Source organism: Exiguobacterium sp. Leaf196 (genome assembly GCF_001423965.1).
Taxonomy (GTDB): Bacteria; Bacillota; Bacilli; order Exiguobacteriales; family Exiguobacteriaceae; genus Exiguobacterium_A.
This window is the reverse complement of sequence record NZ_LMPV01000006.1, coordinates 252,649-267,145: the sequence shown is the minus strand read 5'-3', so window position 1 is coordinate 267,145 and position 14,497 is coordinate 252,649. Positions and strand designations below refer to the sequence as shown.

13 protein-coding genes and 1 pseudogene are annotated in these 14,497 nt (G+C 49.9%); 12 read left to right on the top strand and 2 right to left on the bottom strand.

The window, feature by feature from the left end; all coding sequences use genetic code 11:
• Positions 1-4: 4 nt before the first annotated feature.
• The 10 genes from ASG02_RS07555 to ASG02_RS07510 all read left to right on the top strand — a co-directional run bounded on the left by ASG02_RS07555 (position 5) and on the right by ASG02_RS07510 (position 11,774).
• Positions 5-1,327: a uracil-xanthine permease family protein gene (locus tag ASG02_RS07555; RefSeq protein ID WP_056062331.1), complete on the top strand. Its 1,323-nt coding sequence runs from the start codon at positions 5-7 to the stop codon at positions 1,325-1,327.
• Positions 1,328-1,447: 120 nt separating this feature from the next.
• Entirely contained in the window at positions 1,448-2,383 is a 936-nt protein-coding gene (locus ASG02_RS07550; RefSeq protein WP_035406837.1) for an aspartate carbamoyltransferase catalytic subunit, read from the top strand.
• Positions 2,367-3,638: a dihydroorotase gene (locus ASG02_RS07545; protein WP_056062328.1), complete on the top strand. Its 1,272-nt coding sequence runs from the start codon at positions 2,367-2,369 to the stop codon at positions 3,636-3,638. The genes ASG02_RS07550 and ASG02_RS07545 overlap by 17 nt, the downstream gene beginning before the upstream one ends.
• Positions 3,631-4,719 carry a carbamoyl phosphate synthase small subunit gene (locus tag ASG02_RS07540; RefSeq protein WP_056062324.1) on the top strand — a complete coding sequence of 363 codons (1,089 nt, stop codon included), beginning with the start codon at positions 3,631-3,633 and terminating at the stop codon, positions 4,717-4,719. The genes ASG02_RS07545 and ASG02_RS07540 overlap by 8 nt, the downstream gene beginning before the upstream one ends.
• Entirely contained in the window at positions 4,712-7,921 is a 3,210-nt protein-coding gene (gene carB, locus ASG02_RS07535) for a carbamoyl-phosphate synthase large subunit (protein WP_056062320.1), read from the top strand. The genes ASG02_RS07540 and carB overlap by 8 nt, the downstream gene beginning before the upstream one ends.
• The gene (locus ASG02_RS07530; protein WP_035406850.1) at positions 7,918-8,649 is read left to right on the top strand and encodes a dihydroorotate dehydrogenase; all 732 of its coding nucleotides are present in this window, start codon (positions 7,918-7,920) and stop codon (positions 8,647-8,649) included. The genes carB and ASG02_RS07530 overlap by 4 nt, the downstream gene beginning before the upstream one ends.
• On the top strand, positions 8,649-9,578 hold the full coding sequence (locus ASG02_RS07525; RefSeq protein WP_056062795.1) for a dihydroorotate dehydrogenase: 930 nt from the start codon (positions 8,649-8,651) through the stop codon (positions 9,576-9,578). The genes ASG02_RS07530 and ASG02_RS07525 overlap by 1 nt, the downstream gene beginning before the upstream one ends.
• The gene (pyrF, locus tag ASG02_RS07520) at positions 9,553-10,254 is read left to right on the top strand and encodes an orotidine-5'-phosphate decarboxylase (protein WP_056062316.1); all 702 of its coding nucleotides are present in this window, start codon (positions 9,553-9,555) and stop codon (positions 10,252-10,254) included. Before ASG02_RS07525 ends, pyrF begins: the two co-directional genes overlap by 26 nt.
• Entirely contained in the window at positions 10,242-10,883 is a 642-nt protein-coding gene (gene pyrE, locus ASG02_RS07515; protein ID WP_369792029.1) for an orotate phosphoribosyltransferase, read from the top strand. The genes pyrF and pyrE overlap by 13 nt, the downstream gene beginning before the upstream one ends.
• An 81-nt stretch (positions 10,884-10,964) precedes the next feature.
• On the top strand, positions 10,965-11,774 hold the full coding sequence (locus tag ASG02_RS07510) for a GNAT family N-acetyltransferase (protein WP_035406859.1): 810 nt from the start codon (positions 10,965-10,967) through the stop codon (positions 11,772-11,774).
• Positions 11,775-11,885: 111 nt separating this feature from the next.
• Here ASG02_RS07510 and ASG02_RS07505 read toward each other — a convergent pair whose 3' ends face one another.
• Together ASG02_RS07505 and ASG02_RS07500 are read right to left on the bottom strand one after the other, a co-directional pair.
• On the bottom strand, positions 11,886-12,857 hold the full coding sequence (locus ASG02_RS07505; protein WP_056062313.1) for a zinc-binding dehydrogenase: 972 nt from the start codon (positions 12,855-12,857) through the stop codon (positions 11,886-11,888).
• A 29-nt stretch (positions 12,858-12,886) separates the two neighbouring features.
• A pseudogene (locus tag ASG02_RS07500) lies at positions 12,887-13,357 on the bottom strand (glyoxalase).
• Between the two features lie 246 nt (positions 13,358-13,603).
• Here ASG02_RS07500 and ASG02_RS15810 point away from each other — a divergent pair.
• A complete protein-coding gene (locus ASG02_RS15810; protein WP_329468785.1) occupies positions 13,604-13,774 on the top strand; it encodes a winged helix-turn-helix transcriptional regulator in 171 nt (56 codons plus the stop codon).
• Positions 13,775-13,793: 19 nt separating this feature from the next.
• Positions 13,794-14,483, top strand: a complete 690-nt coding sequence (locus tag ASG02_RS07490) for a metal-dependent hydrolase (protein WP_056062311.1) — start codon at positions 13,794-13,796, stop codon at positions 14,481-14,483.
• Positions 14,484-14,497: the final 14 nt, after the last annotated feature.

Sequence of the window (14,497 nt, the reverse complement as noted above, 5' to 3'; positions counted from 1 at the left end):
CCATATGGCAAAACATGCCGCAGTACTTGATGTACAAGAAGTACCTACTCACCCTCTAAATTGGCTGATGCTCAGCCTACAACACGTCTTCGCGATGTTTGGTGCGACCGTGCTCGTCCCACTCTTAACGGGACTCAACACATCGGTTGCACTCGTCGCAAGCGGAGTCGGCACACTGATTTTCCTCGCCGTCACTCGCTTCAAAGTACCCACATATCTTGGTTCTAGTTTTGCCTACATTGCCCCGATCATCGCCGTCAGTGAACGGTGGGGTGTCGAGGACGCCTTAATCGGCGGAATGGTCGCTGGACTCGTCTACGGACTTGTCTCACTTCTCATCCGTTACACGGGGGCTGCTTGGTTGCTTCGCTTGCTCCCGCCTGTTGTCATCGGTCCGGTCATCATGGTTATCGGGTTATCGCTTGCCCCGACCGCTGTCAACATGGCGATGAACGGAGCGGACGGTAAGTACAACGGACTTTACTTCCTCGTCGCGATGGTCACGCTCGGTGTCACACTTCTCGCAATGACGTATTTAAAAGGAATGTGGAGCACGATTCCGATCCTGTTCGGAATCACGGTCGGTTATCTCGTTGCGGCATCGGTCGGAATCATTGACTTCAAACCACTTCAACAGGCAACGTTCTTCCACGTGCCGGACTTCACGATTCCGTTCTTGAATTACACACCATCATGGAATACAGCTGCCTTGCTTCTGATCGTTCCCGTGACGCTCGTCACACTGACGGAGCACATCGGCGAACAAAAAGTGACATCACGGATCATCGGGCGCGAGACGCTCCTTGATCCAGGGATGCACCGGACAGTACTTGGCGACGGAATCGCGAAGACAGTCGCTTCGATGCTTGGTGGACCACCGGTTACGACGTACGGTGAGAACAACGGCGTCATGTCGATCACACGGGTCTACAGTGTCTTCGTCCTAGGTGGGGCAGCGGTTCTTGCTATCAGCTTCGGATTCCTCGGATATGTCGAAGGATTCATCAAGACGATTCCTACACCAGTCATGGGTGGCATCAGTATTCTCTTATTCGGAGTCATCGCGTCAAACGGTCTCCGGACACTGACGGAAAGTAAGATCGACCTTGCTGATAAAAGGAACTTGACGATCACAGCTGTCATTCTTGTCACGGGAATCGGAGGGGCCGCCTTGAAAATCGGGAACTTCTCTCTCGAAGGTATGGCATTGGCGACGATTCTTGGGATCATCCTGAATCTGATCCTTCCGAAAACGACGGAACAGGTCGAAGAAACAGCTGAAACAACGGAAAACTCTACAACTCAATCTGTAGCGAACAACTTTTAAGACGTTCCGAGAGAACGATAAAGTGAAGGCCATGAAAAGATGCAGGGACTCCTCTGTCTTCTTTCGGCGCATCTTCACTTAGAAGGTGCGCCTTTTTCATGACCTGAAGGAGTGAAATACATGAAAACGATCTTGCAAACCCGACATTTCGTCAATTTAGAAAGCTTATCCATAACGGAGATCAATTCGTTGATTGAACGTAGTCTCGCTTTTAAACAAGGCGAACCGGCACCAGACTTTTCCGACAAGACACTCGTCAATCTGTTTTTTGAAAACTCGACGCGGACACGCTCTTCCTTTGAAATGGCAGAGCATCGCTTGAACATGCATCTACTGCCGTTTGAAACAGCGACGTCATCCGTGCAAAAAGGGGAGACGTTACACGATACGTGTAAAACACTCGAAGCGATTGGCGCCGATGGATTGGTCATTCGTCACGGTGACACCGGTTATTATGAAGAATTGATTCAGACACTCGATATTCCGATCATCAATGCAGGAGACGGGAGCGGACAGCATCCATCGCAGTCCTTGCTTGATTTGATGACGATGGTCGAGACGTTTGGAACGATTGTAGGAAAAGTAGTCGTCATCTGTGGGGATTTACAACATAGTCGTGTCGCTCGGTCGAATGCCGATATCTTAAAACGACTTGGGGCCATCGTCTATGGATCAGGGCCACGCGAATGGTATGACGAAGCGATGGGAATACCGTATCTTTCAATGGACGAAGCAGTTGAACAGTGTGACATCTTGATGTTGCTTCGAGTCCAGCACGAACGGCATGACGGAACGACACGGTTTGATCCAGATGTCTATCACGTCACACATGGATTGACGCATGAGCGGATGAATCGACTGAAACCTTCAGCGATCGTCCTACATCCGGCACCGGTCAATCGCGGAGTCGAGATTGCCGACGAACTCGTCGAACACCCGCAATCGCGGATTTTTGAACAGATGAAAAATGGTGTCTTTGCGCGAATGGCGATTCTGGAATGGTGCTTTTCGATGAAAACAATCAAAGGAGACGATGCAGATGACAACACGAATTGAAAATGCGAGATGGTACGAGGCTGGACAAGTTCGAACAGGGGATATTCGAATCGAAGCTGGAAAAATCACGGACTTAGCAGCAATACCGCAAGTTGGGGAAACGGTCATTGATGCTTCCGGATTATTCGTTGCACCAGGATTCGTCGACATCCATGTCCACCTGCGGGAACCGGGCGGCGAACATAAGGAGACAATTGCGACAGGTACGGCAGCTGCGGCAGCTGGTGGATTTACGACGATTTGTCCGATGCCGAATACGCGTCCCGTACCGGACGATCGTCAAACACTTGATGCATTGTTCCAAAAGATTGAAGAGACGGCATCTGTCCGGGTTTTGCCTTACGCGGCGATTTCAAAAAATCAACTCGGACAAGAACTCGTCGCGTTCGATCAATTAACGGATGCCGTGGCATTCACGGATGATGGTGTCGGGGTCCAGACGGCAGCCGTCATGCGAACGGCAATGCAACAAGCAGCACGGCTCGGGAAGACGATTGTTGCCCACTGCGAAGATGATTCGTTAAAAGCAGGATGTGTGCACGAAGGAAACTACAGTCGACGGGAAGGTTTGCAAGGTATTCCATCGCTTGCTGAGAGTATCCACATCGCACGTGATGTCCTGATTGCAGAAGAAACCGGCTGTCATTATCACGTCTGTCATGTCTCGACGAAAGAATCCGTTCGCGTCATTCGTGACGCCAAACGAGCAGGGATCCGAGTGACAGCAGAAGTCACACCGCACCATCTTGTATTGATCGATGAAGACATATCGAATCAGGATCCGAACTTTAAAATGAATCCACCACTGCGGAGTGAGGCAGATCGCCAAGCATTGCTCGAAGGATTAGCAGACGGGACGATTGATTGCATCGCAACGGATCACGCTCCTCATGCAGCAGAAGAGAAGGCACTCGGTATCGAACGCGCCCCGTTTGGCATCACAGGATTCGAGACAGCATTCCCGCTCCTCTATACGAAGCTTGTCGCTGAAGGCAAGATGACACTTGAGACACTGATTCGGAATTTGACGGACAAGGCAGCAGCGATTTTTGAACTACCTTACGGCAAACTCGAAGTGGGGGCGGAAGCAGACTTAGTCCTGCTTGATCTAGAGACGGAGCGGACGGTTTCACCGGAACGGTTCCGTTCAAAAGGTAAGAACACACCGTTCGCAGGAGAACGGTTAAAAGGATTCCCGGTCATGACGCTCGTCAAGGGAGAAATCGTATTCAAGGAGGACATAGCACATGCGTAAACGGACACTGGTGTTAGAGGATGGTATGACGTTTGAAGGAACGGCGTTTGGATCGGACACGACAACAACAGGAGAGGTCGTCTTCCAAACCGGAATGACTGGTTATCAAGAGATGCTATCGGATCCATCTTACTGTGATCAGATGATCGTGCTGACGAATCCGTTGATCGGCAATTACGGAGTCAATCGAGAAGACTATGAAACGACGCGTCCACTCGCTAAAGCATTGATTGTCCGCGAACATTGCCAAACACCGTCGAACTTCCGCAGTGAGATGTCGCTCGATGCAGCTCTTCGAGATCTTGATATTCCAGGATTAAGTGGAATCGATACGCGACAGTTAACACGACATATCCGCTCGAAAGGCGTCATGCGCGGCCGACTCGTTGATGGAGAGTTCGACCTAGAAGAGGAATTAAGCCACCTGCAAGATGCACCAATCGAGACGGATCAAGTCAAACGTGCTTCAACGGAACGGGCGTATATCATCCCAGGAGCTGGACCACGAATCGTTCTCGTCGACTTCGGAGCGAAGCTCGGAATCGTCCGCGAACTTGTCAAACGCGGCTGTGAAGTTGTCGTCGTACCATACGACGTGAGCGCAACGGAAGTCTTACGCTATCGTCCAGACGGTGTGATGCTGTCGAACGGACCAGGGAACCCAAAGGATGTCCCGACAGCGATTCCGCTGATTCAAGAATTGACAGGGAAAGTCGTCATCTTCGGAATTTGTCTTGGGCACCAGTTGATTGCACTAGCACATGGCGCGGATACGTTCAAACTGCCATTCGGTCACCGGGGTGCGAATCATCCCGTCCAAGATATCCGGACAGGTCGCGTCGACATCACGTCGCAAAACCATGGATATGCCGTCGATGAACAATCATTGCAACATACAGTGCTTGAAGTAACGCATCTCGCAATCAACGATGGAACGGTCGAAGGCATCCGTCATACGTCAGCATCCGTCTTCTCCGTCCAGTATCATCCGGAAGCATCACCCGGTCCAATGGATGCGAACGGTCTATTCCAACAGTTTTTAGAAGAAATCACGAAACAACAGGAGGTCTCTCATGCCTAAACGTCAAGATATCCAGAAGATTCTCGTTATCGGGTCCGGTCCAATCGTAATCGGACAAGCCGCTGAATTCGACTACGCAGGAACACAAGCGTGTCAAGCCTTAAAGGAAGAAGGATATGAAGTCATCCTCGTCAACTCGAATCCAGCGACAATCATGACAGATCCAACAGTTGCTGATCGTGTCTACATCGAGCCTCTTCAAGCAGAGTTCGTTTCGCGGATCATCCGGAAGGAACGACCAGACGCCTTACTTGCGACACTTGGCGGTCAGACGGGTCTGAACTTGGCTGTTGAACTAGATCGTCTTGGTGTCCTAGCTGAATACAATGTCGAGTTGCTCGGAACGAAATTATCAGCAATCGAAGAGGCAGAAGATCGTGATTTGTTCCGTCAACTGATGTTTAGACGCGGACATGGCGTACCGGATAGTGAAATCGTGCATTCGCTCGAAGAAGCACAACAATTCCGACAACAGATTGGTCTACCAATCATCATCCGTCCAGCATATACACTCGGAGGAACGGGTGGTGGAATCGCCCATACACCGGAAGAGTTCACGCGAATCGTCGAAGGGGGACTCAAGGCAAGTCCGGCAACACAAGTACTCCTTGAAAAATCAATTGCTGGGATGAAAGAGGTCGAATTTGAAGTCATGCGTGATGCAACGAACCAAGCCATCATCGTCTGTGCGATGGAAAACTTCGATCCGGTCGGTGTTCATACCGGAGACTCGATCGTCTTTGCTCCGACGCAAACGTTATCGGATCGCGATTATCAACTGCTACGTAACGTCTCGCTCGATATCATTCGCGCACTCGGTATCGAAGGTGGATGTAACATCCAGTTCGCGCTGGATCCGACGAGCTTTGACTACTATGTCATCGAAGTCAATCCACGTGTTTCCCGCTCGTCCGCACTTGCTTCAAAAGCGACCGGTTATCCGATCGCAAAACTTGCTGCAAAGATTGCCGTCGGGTATGCCTTATCTGAATTAAAGAACCCGATCACCGAGACGAGCTTTGCTTCGTTCGAACCGGCACTCGATTATGTTGTCGCCAAAATTCCGCGCTGGCCGTTCGATAAATTCGAAACGGCAGATCGGACGCTCGGGACACAGATGAAGGCGACCGGTGAGGTTATGGCAATGGGGCGGACGATGGAAGAGGCATTACTGAAAGCCGTTCGTTCGCTTGAAATCGGTACAGCGGATTTGTACATGCCACGCTTCATCGAAATGGCAGATGATGCTTTGCAACAAGCGATTCGCCAGGCGACAGATGATCGACTTTTCGCCTTATACGCTGGTTTTGTCCGCGGCTATAGCGTCGAACAGATTCATGCTTGGACGGCAATTGATCGCTTATTCCTCGAAAAGCTACAGCACATTTGGCAACTTGAGCAATCGGTCGCTACCGGTTTGACACCTGAACTGCTACTTCATGTGAAGCGGTATGGATTCAGTGACCCAATGCTCGCCCGGATCACAGGACAAACGGAAACAGAGATTCGCCGGATGCGTGAAACGCAAGCGATTCATCCAGTGTATAAAATGGTCGATACGTGTGCGGCAGAGTTCGCTTCTGATACACCATATTACTATGGAACATACGAACGCGAAAATGAGGCAATCGCGACGAATCGTTCTTCGATCCTCGTCTTAGGATCGGGTCCGATCCGGATTGGTCAAGGAGTCGAGTTCGACTATGCGACAGTCCATTCGATTCAAGCGATTCGTCAAGCTGGCTATGAAGCAATTATCGTCAACAACAATCCGGAAACCGTGTCGACCGACTTCTCGATTTCCGATCGACTCTACTTTGAACCATTAACGACGGAGGATGTCCTCGAAGTCATCCGAAATGAACGTCCGCTCGGTGTCATCGTCCAGTTCGGTGGCCAGACAGCAATCAACTTAGCTGAGTCATTAGCAGCAGAAGGTGTAAAAATCCTCGGGACATCGCTTGAGGATTTAGACCGGGCAGAGGACCGAAAACAGTTCGAAGCAGCGTTGACGGCGCTCGACATTCCACAGCCCCCAGGTAAAACGGCCGTCACGGTCGAAGAAGCGGTCACGGCAGCAGCGTCACTCGGTTACCCGGTCCTCGTTCGTCCATCGTATGTCCTCGGCGGTCGGGCAATGGAAATCGTCTATGCACAAGAAGAACTGGAACATTACATGAAACACGCGGTCATCGCCTCACCGGAACGACCGGTCCTCGTCGACCGTTACCTGACAGGAATCGAACTCGAAGTCGACGCGATCTGTGATGGAACAGATGTCGTCATTCCAGGCATCATGGAGCATATCGAACGTGCCGGTGTTCACTCAGGTGACTCGATTGGAGTTTATCCGCCACAACGTGTCTCCCAAGACATCAAGGACCGGATCGTCGACTACACGACACGAATCGCCAAAGCATTCGGCATCAAAGGATTGCTCAACATCCAGTTCGTCTATGCGGACGGCGCACTCTATGTTCTTGAAGTCAATCCGCGTGCCAGCCGGACGGTGCCATTCATCTCGAAAGTGACGGGACTTCCGGTCGCGCGGCTCGCGACGGACATCATTCTCGGTGAAACGCTCGCTTCTTACGGGTTAACAAGTGGTGTCCTACCGGAAGAATCGCTCGTCTCGGTCAAAGTACCGGTCTTCTCGTTTGCGAAGCTTAAAGAAGTCGACCCGACGCTCGGACCGGAAATGAAATCGACCGGAGAAGTCATCGGAACAGACCGAACACTTGAAAAAGCACTCTACAAAGGATTGCTTGCTTCAGGGATGGCGATTCCAGAACACGGTCGTGTTCTCTTGACGGTCGCAGACCCGGACAAAGCAGAAATGACGGATCTCGCACGACGCTTTGCCTCACTTGGATTCACGTTGCTTGCGACGGAAGGAACGGCAGCGTACTTGACGGAGCAAGGGTTACCGGTTCAGACGGTCGGTAAAATCGACTCGTCTTCCGAATCGATGCTCGACGTGATTGAAAAAGGGGAGATCGAGTATGTCATCAATACGATGAGTCGCGACTCACAAGTCACGAAAGACGGCTTCATCATTCGCCGGGCAGCAGCGGAGAATCAAGTCGTTTGTCTAACATCACTCGATACGGCGGAAGCGATTCTACGCGTCATCGAGAGTCGCTCGTTCGAAGCGAGTGCGATTCAAGCCTTCACACACGAAAAGAAAGTGGTGATCCAATGAAGCAACTCTTGACGGTCGTCTCTCGACGAACGGTAGCTCAAGGCGCGACAGAACTCGTCTGTCGCCTCGAGCAACCGCAGGACATTGCGCCGGGGCGATTCATGCATCTACGCGTCGGTCCACTCTTACGCCGACCGATCTCGATTGCTCGGGTCGATCGTGATCTGATTACGTTTCTCTTTAAAGAAATCGGACAAGGGACAGCAGAACTAGCTTCCTTGCGTCCCGACGACAAAATCGATGCCCTCGGACCACTCGGAAACGGTTTTCCGATCGAGGCCATCAACCGAGATCAACGGGTCGTTCTCGTTGGTGGAGGGATTGGGGTACCGCCGCTGTATGAGACGATGCGCCAACTTGTCGCGCGTGGTGTGACGTGTGAAGCGATTCTAGGATTTGATACGGCAACGAGTGTCTTTTACGAAGCGGAATTCCAAGCGCTTGGTAAGACGACGGTCACGACGGTTGATGGAACGCATGGAATGAAAGGGTTCGTTACGGTTGCCTTACATCCGGAAAGCTATGATGTGTTACTCGCTTGCGGACCAGAGCCGATGTTGCGGTCACTCCAGCAACAACCGATTGAGCATAAGTATCTCTCCATCGAAAATCGAATGGGGTGTGGCATCGGTGCTTGTTTTGCCTGTGTCTGTAAAACACCAACAGGCGGGTACGTCAAGACTTGTTCCGATGGTCCAGTCTTTCGGGCAGAGGAGGTCGTATTATGATGGAACGATTACGTGTCGAGTTGCCGGGACTTTCCTTGAAAAACCCGATCATGCCGGCATCTGGATGTTTTGGATTCGGTGAGGAATACGCGAAGTTATATGATCTATCAGAGCTTGGGGCAATCATGATCAAAGCAGCGACGGGCGAAGAACGTTACGGAAATCCGACGCCGCGTGTCGCGGAGAGTGGAATGGGGATGTTGAATGCAATCGGTCTCCAAAATCCGGGTGTCGATGGTATCTTAACGAAAAAACTACCGTTCCTTGAGACGTTTGATACAGCAATCATTGCGAATGTCGCCGGATCGACACCAGAAGAGTATGAGCTTGTCGCAGAAAAAATGAGCCGTCACCCTGGCATTCATGCATTGGAATTAAATATCTCCTGTCCGAACGTCAAATCAGGTGGAATCCAGTTCGGAACGGATCCGTTGCTTGCCGCTGAATTAACGCGTCGAGTCAAACAGGTCTCGACCAAACCGGTTTACGTTAAGCTTTCACCGAATGTCACTTCAATCGTCGAGATGGCACGTGCCGTCGAAGCAGCAGGTGCAGACGGGCTGACGATGATCAACACACTCGTTGGGATGCGAATCGATGTCCGAACGGGACAGCCAATCCTTGCCAACCGGATTGGTGGATTATCCGGTCCATCCATCAAGCCAGTCGCGATTCGGATGATTCATGATGTCGCACAAGCTGTCTCGATTCCTATTATCGGGATGGGTGGCGTGATGGAAGTCGATGACGTCTTAGAAATGATATACGCTGGGGCTTCCGCTGTTGCCGTCGGTACCGCAAACTTCGTCAATCCATACATCTGTCAAGAATTAATCCAGCAGTTACCGGATCGCATGGATGAACTCGGCATCGACCATATTTTAGACATCAGGGGGAAAGCATATGAATCAACTTTACATCGCGCTTGATTTTCCGACCGAAGAAGAAGCGTTTTCGTTCCTCGAACAGTTCGAAGAGACACGACCAGCCGTAAAAGTTGGGATGGAATTATTTTATGCTGCAGGGGGATCGTTCGTCCAAAAACTCGTCGAGCGTGGGCACGCTGTATTCCTCGATGTCAAAGTCCATGACATTCCAGAGACGGCGCGCCGGACGATGCGCATCATCGGGCAATTAGGTGTTGAATTGACGAACGTCCATGTTGCCGGTGGGAAAGAGATGATGATCGCAGCGCGAGAAGGACTTCGTGAAACGAATGCTAAGACACAACTAATCGGCGTGACGCAGTTGACATCGACGGATGAAGCGATGTTACGCGACTTAAAGGTTGAAGGAGCGATGCCAGCAGTCGTTCGTGAGTATGCGCAACTGGCAGAAGCAGCCGGACTAGATGGTATCGTCTGTTCGGCGCTCGATCTTCCTGAACTAATCGAAGTTTGCCGAACGGACTTCCGTTTTGTCACACCAGGTATTCGTCCTTCTAGTAATGAAGCAGATGATCAAAAGCGAGTCGCGACCGTTCTTGATGCGCGTCGAAATGGAGCGACGGATTTAGTAATTGGTCGCCCGATTACACGTGCCAAACAACCAGAACAGGTCTATCAGGCGTTACTCGAAGAATGGAAGGGGCAATTATCATGGTAAATCCAATTGCAAATGCATTACTCCGTATCAAAGCCGTCACGTTATCTCCAAACGATCCGTATACGTGGGCGAGTGGGCTCCGTTCTCCGATCTATTGCGATAATCGGTTGACACTTTCGTACCCAAAAGTCCGCTCTTTGATTGCCGATGCCCTCGCTGAGAAAGTGAAGGATTTAGGAATCGAAGTCGTTGCCGGAACAGCGACAGCAGGTATTCCTCACGCGGCATTCGTCGCGGAACGATTAGGGTTACCGATGGTCTACGTGCGTAGTGGCAGTAAGAAACACGGGAAAGGTAATCAAATCGAAGGTGTTATTCAACCAGGCCAACGCGTCGTCGTCATCGAAGACTTATTATCAACGGGGATGTCTGCGATCGAGGCAGCGGAAGCACTCCAAGCAAAGGGAGCGAACGTCATTCGGATTCAAGCGATTTTCTCTTACGGGATGGAACGCTTGAAGAACAATCTCCGAGACGCGAAGATTGACGCGGATGCATTACTGACGTTCGAAGCGTTACTCGAAACGGCACAACAACAAGGGGATATCACGGTAGAAGAACAGGAACAATTGGCAGATTGGTCGAAGGACCCAGTTGCTTGGAGCGAACGTTTTACCGCAAACGTGTAAAAACAGATAGATTCCGTCGGACGACCTACGATTTCTAGTGCATGATTTGGTACACTATAGAAATAAAGGAGGTCGTCGACTATGGTGACGCATTATCGTGATTATGAACAATTCAAAATGGTCGTCCTCCCGTTTCTGCTTGAACGTCCAGATACGCATCAGTTGATTCTAGGTATATTAGAACGTGGGGATGAACCGCTCTTGATGGCAACGGCACAAGAAGGCGATCATCGTCTCGTCATATTGCAAACGATACCGGAGCAAGTCATCGTCGCAGGGGATATGTTCTCGCAAGAAGGGATTCGAAAGCTTGCGCGAATTCTGGATAGTCCAGGATTCGTCGGAGAACAGGCCATCTTAGCGCCGCTTTTACTCCCACATTCCATGTATGAGGTACATATGGAACAAGGGATGTATGCATTGACGAAGGTCGAGATGCCACATGTTCCGGAGAACGTCGTCTTCCGACCGGTTTCGAACGATGAAGGACAACAAGCCTTAGAATTTGCGTCCGGATTTTTATATGAGGTCGAAACGCGTCCATCTGATCGACAGCTTACGCAACTCCATCAGTCAATGACGCGACACATTCAGCAAGGAAGCTTGTTCGGATTGTTTAGCGGAAATACGCTCGTCGCGATGGCGGCAGCGACACGTCCCACGCAAACTGGGATTACGATTTCTTACGTCTATACGCCGAAAAAACTACGTGGGAATGGATATGCTTCTTATCTTGTCGCAAAACTATCTGAACACCTCCTACAGTCTTATCCGGTCGTGACGCTCTATACCGATTGGTCGAACCAGACAGCGAATAAAATCTATCAGCATGTCGGTTTCGAGTTAGTCGGACGATCCTTACATATCAAAAAACAAGAACGCTACCGGTGAACATGGCTGATGCTTTTTCAGTCAACGTTCAGGAATTAAAAAATAGAGTACGACAGTAGCCGACCGTCCTATTATCTAAGGACAGTCGGCTGTTTTGTGCCGCGGCAAGTATTAGTTAAATTTAGCGATGATTTTACCACGGACGTGACGTTCAGATAGACGTTGTAATCCTTTGACGATGTCCGCTGCTGGAATCTCCTCTGTGACGAGTGGATCGAGTTCTTTCGTTGCGACGAGTTGTAATAATTCACTTGCCATATGACCAAGGTTTCGGATCGCGCGGTCATCTTCGCTTGCATAAGCAGCCGCAAGTGCTACTTCATGGATCGAAGGGGAGAGCGTGAACGGCTTGACGACCGATTGATCAGGACCGCCGGCGATGAAGGCGAGTTGACCCGAGAAGGCAAGACGTCCGAGATCTGCTGTTGCTTCATTTCGACCGACCGTATTGAAAATCAAGTCAGCGCCGCGATCATTCGTCCAATCGCGAATGACCTCGGTTACATTTTCTTTTTTGTAGTCGATGGCAAGATCGGCACCGAGTCGCTTGACCCACTCATGGTTTTCCGTCGAAGCAGTCGTCGCGACCTTAAGACCAAATCGTTTCGCGAGTTGAATGCCGATGCCACCCACACCACCTGCACCAGCATGGATGAGAATCGTCTCTTTACCTGTCGTGTTCATCTTTTGGACGATCGCTTCATAAGCTGTCATGCCTGCGCAAAGAATCGCAGCGGCTTCAGCGAATGAGACGTCTTCTAGAATCGGGGCAAGAGCGCGTGTATCAACAAGTACGTATTCAGCAAAAGCACCATCGCGTTGCAGGTTCGTATGAATCGCTACACGATCACCGATCTTCACTTCTGCGCCGGGTCCGATTTGTTCGACGACACCTGCTAGGTCAACGCCCGGAATATGCGGGAACGTCCAAGCTGGATTATTGGTTGCCTTATAGTCGACGGGATTCAGTGCGACCGTCTTGACGCGAATCAAGGCTTGTCCTTCTCCTGGCGTCGGTGTCTTGACCTCTTCGAATGTCCATTGATCAATGGCTGTACCTGAGTGGTTTAACCATGCTTTCATGTTTAATAAGCTCCTTTCGAATACGTGAGTTAATATGAGTGAGAGTAAATTTTGACGAGACTATCAAATGGATCCTCACAGTAGACTATCCGGTAAGGTTTGTCTCCTGGATAGTATTCGCAGATCGACATCCGCTGTTTACCGCCGTGAGAACGATTTGTTCGACGAACCCTTCGACATCAGGGTCTTGGATCGTATAATCGTATAATGGAAGATACCTGTTTCCAGAATTCGCAATTACTCTCAGATTGTTCATTGTTCGGGAATTCAAACAACTCGATGTCGATGCGATCATCTGACGCCATGTGGGCGATCCGGAACTTGTCCCATCATATACCAAAGACGTCTGTGTACATGACACCGATGGTAGAATCATCTTCGAGGACATCAAATGGTTCCATGATAATATACCAGTCCTTCATCTCTTGATAAAAACGAACAGCTTCGTCGAGATTCGGCACGGAAAGACCGATGTGCGAAAAATTATATGGATACGTCATGTCTAACACTCTTTTTGCAAAATGATTTAAGCATACTTTAACTTGCGCTACACTCCATTGCATAGTACGCACTTTGAAGTAACGACTTTGGGGGAGAGAACAACATGTCGACTGAACAATTTCAGGTCAATCGGGAGCTCGCCATCATCGGCGGAAAATGGCGTTCACAATTATATTGCACGTTAGAGAAAGATACGAACTATTTTTAAGTTACAACGTGCCATTCCCGGGATTTCTCGGAAAGTCTTGACTGATCAGTTGAAGGAACTTGAACGACTCAAAATAATTGAGCAGATTGAGTATGATGAAGCCGTTCTGCACGTCGAATACAAATTGACAGAGGCGTCATTTACACTACAACCGGTCATGAAAGGTTTATGTGCATGGGGGGAAGGGAATCAATTATCCGAATCCTAATCGAGAGGCAGTGAACTAGATGAAGCTAACTTATCATGGACAGTCAACAGTAACGATTGAAACGAATGGTCACCATCTCGTCATCGATCCCTTCTTTAGTGGTAACGATAAAGCGACGACGAATCCCGATGACGTCAAGGCGGACTTCATTCTTTTGACGCATGCGCATGCCGATCATATGCTTGATGCAGAGCGGATCGCGAAAGCAACGGGGGCGACGATCATCGCTACGCATGAGTTGGCAACGTATTTAAGCTTCAAAGGATTGAATGTCCACCCGATGAACCTTGGCGGACAGTTTGAATTCTCGTTTGGTAAAGTAAAGATGACACAGGCATTCCATTCATCAAGCATCATCGATGAAGAGAAACAAACCATTACGTATATGGGGATGCCGGCTGGATTCTTGCTGACAATCGAAGGCAAAGAAATCTATCACGCAGGCGATACGGCACTGTTCGGGGATTTAGCCCTTTATGGCGCCCATCACGAAATCGATTTAGCCTTCTTACCGATCGGTGATAACTTCACGATGGGTCCGGATGATGCGTTGATCGCTGCAGATATGTTGCAAGCGAAAGCAGTCATACCGATCCACTACGATACATTTGATTTAATCAAACAAGATGCGAACGCATTCTGTGAACAAATTGAAGCGCAAGGTCAAACTGGTCATTTACTCGCGATCGGCGAGTCACTCGAATTATAATCCGTTCTTAAGCA

Excerpts from the sequence above, each read along its gene's own strand:
- pyrF (WP_056062316.1), top strand. The coding sequence starts at position 9,553 with ATGAATCAACTTTACATCGCGCTTGATTTTCCGACCGAAGAAGAAGCG.
- ASG02_RS07550 (WP_035406837.1), top strand. The coding sequence starts at position 1,448 with ATGAAAACGATCTTGCAAACCCGACATTTCGTCAATTTAGAAAGCTTA.
- ASG02_RS07510 (WP_035406859.1), top strand. The coding sequence starts at position 10,965 with ATGGTGACGCATTATCGTGATTATGAACAATTCAAAATGGTCGTCCTC.
- ASG02_RS07545 (WP_056062328.1), top strand. The coding sequence starts at position 2,367 with ATGACAACACGAATTGAAAATGCGAGATGGTACGAGGCTGGACAAGTT.
- ASG02_RS07530 (WP_035406850.1), top strand. The coding sequence starts at position 7,918 with ATGAAGCAACTCTTGACGGTCGTCTCTCGACGAACGGTAGCTCAAGGC.
- ASG02_RS07505 (WP_056062313.1), bottom strand. The coding sequence starts at position 12,857 with ATGAAAGCATGGTTAAACCACTCAGGTACAGCCATTGATCAATGGACA.
- ASG02_RS07490 (WP_056062311.1), top strand. The coding sequence starts at position 13,794 with ATGAAGCTAACTTATCATGGACAGTCAACAGTAACGATTGAAACGAAT.
- ASG02_RS07555 (WP_056062331.1), top strand. The coding sequence starts at position 5 with ATGGCAAAACATGCCGCAGTACTTGATGTACAAGAAGTACCTACTCAC.
- ASG02_RS07540 (WP_056062324.1), top strand. The coding sequence starts at position 3,631 with ATGCGTAAACGGACACTGGTGTTAGAGGATGGTATGACGTTTGAAGGA.
- carB (WP_056062320.1), top strand. The coding sequence starts at position 4,712 with ATGCCTAAACGTCAAGATATCCAGAAGATTCTCGTTATCGGGTCCGGT.
- ASG02_RS07525 (WP_056062795.1), top strand. The coding sequence starts at position 8,649 with ATGGAACGATTACGTGTCGAGTTGCCGGGACTTTCCTTGAAAAACCCG.